The sequence below is a fragment of the Hymenobacter aerophilus DSM 13606 genome (assembly GCF_000382225.1).
Classification (GTDB): Bacteria; Bacteroidota; Bacteroidia; order Cytophagales; family Hymenobacteraceae; genus Hymenobacter; species Hymenobacter aerophilus.
In genome coordinates this window covers 1-6,515 of record NZ_KB907851.1, presented here as the reverse complement: position 1 = coordinate 6,515, position 6,515 = coordinate 1, and the positions used below count along the sequence as shown (strand labels likewise).

The 6,515-nt window shown below is 59.5% G+C and carries 6 protein-coding genes; 4 read left to right on the top strand and 2 right to left on the bottom strand.

What is annotated here, in order from left to right:
- Positions 1-284 precede the first annotated feature (284 nt).
- Positions 285-728: a hypothetical protein gene (locus tag H145_RS0119075; protein ID WP_019949745.1), complete on the top strand. Its 444-nt coding sequence runs from the start codon at positions 285-287 to the stop codon at positions 726-728.
- Between the two features lie 89 nt (positions 729-817).
- Here H145_RS0119075 and H145_RS0119070 read toward each other — a convergent pair whose 3' ends face one another.
- Both H145_RS0119070 and H145_RS23095 read right to left on the bottom strand, forming a co-directional pair.
- Positions 818-1,171 (bottom strand): carboxypeptidase-like regulatory domain-containing protein, encoded by a 354-nt coding sequence (locus H145_RS0119070; RefSeq protein WP_071595249.1) that lies wholly within the window; start codon positions 1,169-1,171, stop codon positions 818-820.
- Positions 1,172-1,356: 185 nt separating this feature from the next.
- Positions 1,357-2,766 (bottom strand): trypsin-like peptidase domain-containing protein, encoded by a 1,410-nt coding sequence (locus H145_RS23095; protein WP_019949743.1) that lies wholly within the window; start codon positions 2,764-2,766, stop codon positions 1,357-1,359.
- Positions 2,767-2,983: 217 nt separating this feature from the next.
- Between H145_RS23095 and H145_RS0119060 the strand changes: the two genes are divergently transcribed.
- From H145_RS0119060 to H145_RS0119045, 3 genes are all read left to right on the top strand, one after another.
- Positions 2,984-3,646, top strand: a complete 663-nt coding sequence (locus H145_RS0119060) for a LuxR C-terminal-related transcriptional regulator (RefSeq protein WP_019949742.1) — start codon at positions 2,984-2,986, stop codon at positions 3,644-3,646.
- A 415-nt stretch (positions 3,647-4,061) separates the two neighbouring features.
- Positions 4,062-5,471, top strand: a complete 1,410-nt coding sequence (locus tag H145_RS0119050) for a serine hydrolase domain-containing protein (RefSeq protein WP_019949740.1) — start codon at positions 4,062-4,064, stop codon at positions 5,469-5,471.
- A gap of 122 nt (positions 5,472-5,593) precedes the next feature.
- On the top strand, positions 5,594-6,223 hold the full coding sequence (locus tag H145_RS0119045) for a hypothetical protein (protein WP_019949739.1): 630 nt from the start codon (positions 5,594-5,596) through the stop codon (positions 6,221-6,223).
- Positions 6,224-6,515: the final 292 nt, after the last annotated feature.

Sequence of the window (6,515 nt, the reverse complement as noted above, 5' to 3'; positions counted from 1 at the left end):
CTGAGCCTGCCGCTGGTGGCCCCGGCCGACGAGTCGCTGGTGGTGGCCGTGGGCGTGGACTTCTTCCAGCAGATGAACGGCAAGTTCTACCCGCTCAACTCCAACGCCTACAACGCGCTGAGCGTGGTGGCCGTGGGGTAAAGTAGTAGTAGTAGTAGTAGTAGTGGGTATTGAGTAGTGAGTGTCGTTCAACGGTACCGCAAAAAGCCCGCTACTCACTTCTTTTGCCGCTACCTACTAGTCGGGTACTCAGTACCCAATACTCACTACTAAATACTAAAAACATGGTTACTACTCCCTACCAACGCCAGTTCCGCACCCGCATGAAGCGGGCGCTGCGGTTGCGGGCTGCGGCCGATTCCAAGGCCCGGCGCTACGCCCAGAAGCTGGCCGATGCGCTGCGGCTGAGCCAGGACGCGGCCGCGCAGCTTAATGCCCTCAACCAGCTCTACAACGTGGACGTGAGCACCCAAACTATTCTGGTGCACGACCTGCTCGACGTACTGCAGCCCGAGCAGCTAAGCACGGCGCTGGGCCAGAGCACGCCGGGCGAGGAGTTGCAACTCTTCAACCTCATTCCGGACGGCAACGGCGGGCAGCCGCTGCCCGCGGATGCGCTGTTTGGGGAGCTCGTAATCTCGCCGCCCGTAGTAATGACACCACCGGTGCAGCAGGCCGAAAGCGCATTACCCCCTCAAGTGCTCGAAACAGCACAGGTGGACAGCTAAAGCTTCCTGAACCCGTCGCCCACCGCGAGTCAGTAATAAGGCCAGCCCTGAACCGGGCTGGCCTTATTACTGAACAGCTTACGCACCTTTCACTGGCTGCCTTCCTCTCCAAAGTAGTTTTCCTCCCCGAAATAGTTTTCCTCCCCGACGTAGTTGGAGCCGTCGATGAAATCTTCTTTCGGGGTAGGGAGGGCTGCTTCCAGCCAGATTTCCACGTAGGCGGTTTGCTGCGCCTGCACCCGCACGGGTAGATCGTCGCTTTCGACCGGGCCATACGCCTTGATGACGTAGCGACCAGGTTGGAGGCTGCCGAACTCGAATTTGCCGCTGGCATCGGTCACGGCTCCGAGGTCGGGATGCGGTGGGCCGGCCATGATAACCAGGGTTACGTCGGCCAGTGCCTTTTCGCGGGTGTCGCGCACGATTCCTCTGATAGCTCCCATAGCACTTGGTTGGGCCGCAGCCCGGTTAAAAGGGTGGATAGGTTGCGTAATAAGGGTAAGCCCGGATGTAAATGAGGCGGGCGGCTGGCCTTGCGGCCGCGCTAAACGGTTGGCTACTGCTTATTTGGCATGTTTTTTTTGCAGCCAACCGTTTAGTGAAAGCAGAAAAACCAGTAAGCCGGCCCCTACGCCATGCTGCTGCCCTCGTTCCGCCATTTTTTTAGATTATCAAACACGGGCTTGGTGATGCGCGTGGCCGAGTTGCCCGAGCTGGCGCCGTTGGTGTGGATGCCCACGACCACCCGCCGTCCGGCTGGATCCTTGAACCAGACGGGCGAGCCGCTCTGCCCGCCGGCCGTATCCAGGTCGTAGGTGATGGTACGGCTGGTGACGGCTTTGGCCTTGCGACCGTTGAACCACATGGTGCCCGCGGGCTTGTCGCCCGGGTAGCCGGCTGTATTCAGGCGCTTATCCAGCAGAAACTGGTCGGGAAACTGTCCGAAGCCGAAGGAGCCAATGCTGGGCGACACCGATGCGTTCTTCGGCAGTTGAATTACGCCGTAGTCGTAGTTGCGCGACTTGCCGTTCACCCACCCCTGCACCGACCGGAAGGCAGTAGCCGTGATGGGGTTGAAGGGCGTACTCGCGGCGTTGCGGCCGGGCGTCACCACAATCTGCCGGGGCCAACCGCCCTGCCCGTGGATGTAGACGCAGTGCCCGGCCGTGAGAATCGTGCGCGGCCCGATGAAGAAGCCCGTACCCAGGTAGAGCTTACCGTTGGCGGCCTGAATGCGCAGGTGGCAGATGCGCTTCCAGGGCACGGCCGTGGTATTTTGCACCTGCACCCGGTCGTCGGCGCCGATAACAACTTCCAGGGCCTCAATCTGCTGAGCCAAGGCCTCCACTGACGTTTCGTCGGTGGCGTCGGACTCGCTGTCCATAGCCTCCCCGTCCGACTCCTCCCCTAACTCCAGCTGCTTGATGATGAGTGGGTTGACGCCTTGCTGCCGGAGCATCTGCAAGATGGCAGGGCTGAGCCGGGGCTTTTTACCCCGCACGATGCTCTTCACCAGTTTGCCGCCCTGCTTCACGGCCGCGCCCGCCAGCGTGGGCAGCACGGCCTTGGCCAGCGGCAGCAGAATGCCCGCTAATATCCCGAAGAACTCCTCGTTCCCGGTCGATTCTACATCGGCGTAGGAGGCTTCGATAACCGGCTCGGTTTCGGCGTCCGCCTCCGTGGACTGGCTTTCTTGCCAACCCTCTACGCTCTCGTAGGTCGATTCGGTGTCGGTTTCCGCGGCCGACTCGTCGGACATACCGTTTTCGCCGCTGGCGCTGGTCGAGCGGGAAACAGGGCTGCTGATGGGGCGGTGGCCGGTGGCGTCGTCCACGGTGGTGGCTTCCGCTGTTGCGCCTGCGCCATAGTCTGTGGCCTCGCTGGCCTCACTGGCGCCGGCTACTTCCTCGACTACCTCCTCCGCCGTGCCTGTCTCGTCGTCGTACGACGCGACGGGGGCGTAGCCATTTCCGTTGCCATTAGTGGGCAGGTAGCCCGACCGGCTGCTCTGCTGGGTTACTCGATGTTTCGTTTCCATAGCGTAGGGGTTTTGATTGAAAGAATGAGGCCAAAGCTACCTCCTGCCAACGCCTGACGCCATACTCTTTACTAGGCATATTTATATGTAATATAGGCATATTAAAATTATAAACACAACTGTACTATGCGAGTTTTATTCTGCTAAATTGAACATTACGTTGTAAATAGTTATATTTAAAGTACTTGCAGTTGCCTAGCGCTTCGGCTCGCATTTGATGAAGGTAGAACAGCGCATTGAGCGTAGCATTGCCGGTGTCGCGGCGGTAGCCGACCTGTTTCCCGGCATTGTGAGCGTGCACGACCTGCGCACGCTGGGGGTGTGGTATATGTCTGCGCCGGGGCTGCGCCTGCTGCGGACCACACTGCCCACGCTGCGAGCGTTGGGCCGCGCTTATTATCAGCAGTACTTTGACCCAGAAGACGCTGCCGCCTACGTGCGCTGCTTGCGGGATGTGAGTACGTCCACAGGCGCGTCGGCCCCGCTATTGCAGCGGCTGCGGGCCGCGGCCGACCAGCCCTGGTCCTGGCATCTGAGCACCGTGGGCGTGCTACTGCCCGATGAAGTCGGCCAACCCCTGCTCTCGCTCACCTTCTCCAGCAGCCTCGGCCCGCTCACTGGTCTCAACCCGCAGGTCGTGCATTTGCTGGAAGAAAGCCTGTTTCTGCGCCAGCAACAAGCGCTCTTCCGCCAACTCACGCCCCGCGAAAGAGGCGTGCTGCGCCTGCTAGCGCTCGGCTACACCTCCACTGCCATTGCCCGGCAGCTAGCCATTTCTCCCAATACAGTCCTGACCCACCGCCGCAATATCAACGCCAAGCTCAAGCCCAAAAGCACCTACGAGCTGCTTCACTACGCCCAAGCGTTTAATATGGTGTGAGAGGTGAACTAGCGCGTTTGCTGTTCGGTAAGCGTCATCTGTTCACTATTTGCTATCCTTCCTGGTCGAATGGGAGCATTTTAGCGCCGCGCCGGCGGCGGTAGGGCCGCCGGCGCGGCGGGCAAGTCATTTTAAGCTGGGGGTCAACCTGCACGGCGAGTTTGACTTTTCGGATGATACCCTCAAAGACTCGCTCCGCTTTGACATGGACGCCCCCTTCGCCTCCCACTGGGAGCCGCAGGCAGCCCCATCCGGTTAATTTTCGAAGCCAATTATCAACCAAGGCCACTACCCGCAGCATGGCGCTACTGCCGGATGTCGACACAAGTTTCGTTATTTAGTTTGGCCCAGCAGCCACCTTACGGGGCCGGCAGGTGCCTTTACCCATCATGCGCGTAACGGTTGTCATGGTACCATGAAGCTCTTTTTCACCACTTGCCTGTGCCTCCTACTGTTGCCGCTGCTGCTGCATGGGCAGGGAATCAAGCAACGCGTGGATGCGTACCTGCTGCGGGATTTGCCAAAATTCAACGTGCCCAACATGGAGGTCATCGTTGTCAGCCGCGACTCCGTGCTTTATACCAACTCAATCGGCGAAGCAACCAGCCCGCAAACCCCGTATTACCTGGGCTCGGTGAGCAAGTCCTTGACCGCCTTCGGCGTGCTGAGGCTGGTTGAAGAAGGGCGGTTGACGCTCGACCAACCGGTAACGACGCTTCTGCCTACACTTCACGTCACCGGCAGTAGTACCCCGCTCACCGTTCGCCACCTGCTGAACCATACCAGCGGCATTACCAAAAGGGCGGGCTTTAGCGCCCTGCCGCCGCTATGGGAACTGGAACGCACCGGCTTCCGGTTGGCAACCGCATCGGAGCCCGGCCAGAAGCACGAATACTCCAACCTGAACTACGCCCTGTTGGGGCTGCTTATCGAAAAAATAAGCGGCCGGACGTTTCGGCAATACATGCAGGAGCAGGTGTTTGCTCCGCTGGGCATGGCCCATACGTTTAGTGGGACGGCGGAGCAGAACGAAGCCCGGGTTGTTGCGCAGTACCAATACTGGGGGCCGTTTCCGGTGAAGAGCTCCCAGGCCGACTATGCGCTGAGCGCCGTGCCGGCCGGCTTTATCTGCAGCTCTGCGGCGGACATGGGAAACTACCTGCAGGCCAACCTAACCAAGGGCACCGTGGGCACCCGGCGCGTGCTGGACAGTGCCCTGGTAGCGGCCATGCACACGCCGTGGACGAACGGCAAGACCGGGTACGCCATGGGCTGGAACCAGGGCAGCTACAACGGCAAGCGGCTGTTGCAGCACCTGGGCTCAACGGCGACTTCGTATTCGGCCATTTTCATTTTGCCCGATGACAACCTGGGCGTTGCGGTACTGACCAACTCCAATTCCCTCGGCTTTTCCGAAAGCGTGGTAGAGGGCATCTTAAGCATCGTCACCGGCGCAGACCCTCCCCCGGCTTCCGTAACCGAATGGTATGGGCGGTGGCTGGTAGCGGTGCTGGCGGTACTTTTGGCGGGACGGCTCGTTTACCAGCTTGCGCGCCTGCTGCGCCACGGGCGGGCGCACCCGGCGGCCACCGCGGGCAAAGCACTCAGCAAGGGCAAAGCAGTCAGAAGCCTGGCCGTGGCCATCGGTTGTTTTCTAGGAATCGTATTCTTGTTTCCAACCATTGCCAAGGTTCCGTTCCTGAGCCTGCTGAAGCTGCAGCCCGACATCGGATTGCTTACGCTGCTGGCGCTGGGCAGCCCGGTCGTTACCACGCTAATTCGGACGGGGCAAGTGCTGACAGCTCCTTTGCCCCCGAAAGGGTAGCGCCGGCCCTTTCTCAAACGGAACCCGGATGAGAAAATCACTGCTTTGATTTAGCCGAAGAGGTACTACGCAACTAATTAAAACCCAAGGCTAGTACGAATTGGCCGTTTATATCCAGACCAATGAATAAGGTAGTAAAGTGGGTACTGATTGCCAGTGGCGTAGCCGTTGTTGGCGTGGCGGGGTTTTATGGGGTTATGATGGTAGCCGTAGCCGCCGCGTTCGGGGCATTCGATCCTACTTACACCCAAGCGGACCTCATCGAAAATTACGAAGCCCGGGCAACGCAACTACGGGCCCTTAACGCCTACATCAACACTATTACGCCAGCTGATAAGTCGGTCAACATTGAATTCGATGGGCAGCGCACGCTGGCCATCTTTCACGTGCGGGCCACCGGTTATAACAGTAGCAACTGGGATGTAAAGTGGGACTCGCCCAAAGCGGATAGCTTGCTGCAACAGCTGGGCTGGACTCGGCAAACGCTGACGACGCTCTACGACAAGCTGGACGAGGCGGATTGTATTTCTATTGCCAGCGGGGAGCCCAGCAATATCGGCTACAAGCGCAGCGGTATGGGTAAATTCTCCTACAACATCTTCGCCCAGCCCATGAGCGACAGTTTGAGCAGGCAGTACAGCAGCAGCTGCACCTACATTATCTATAAGCCGGGCGTCGTGCTGGAGTACGGCGGCGGGGCTATCGGCCCGCAGTGCTTCCCCGGCTACCAAGGTAAAAACCGCTCCTTCTAACCTAGGCCTGCTCTTTCGTCGCAACTCTGCAGTGCGCTCACTCCGGTCTTGTTTGGCGCTTAGTTCAGTGGGCTTAGCTTATTCCGGCTCTGATTGCCGGCTCAACCATTACGGGCTGCTGGTCAGAGTATAAACTCCGCATCTGTCATGCGCAGGATGTGCGGACCCTGCTCTGGGCAGCTTTTAGCGCCGCCGCAGTGGTCGGGCTTGCCACCGTAGGCGGTGAGTTGCTGCTGCACGGCCTGTTCGAGTGCCACGACGTCGGTGTAGCGCAGGGCCTGACCATTGATAC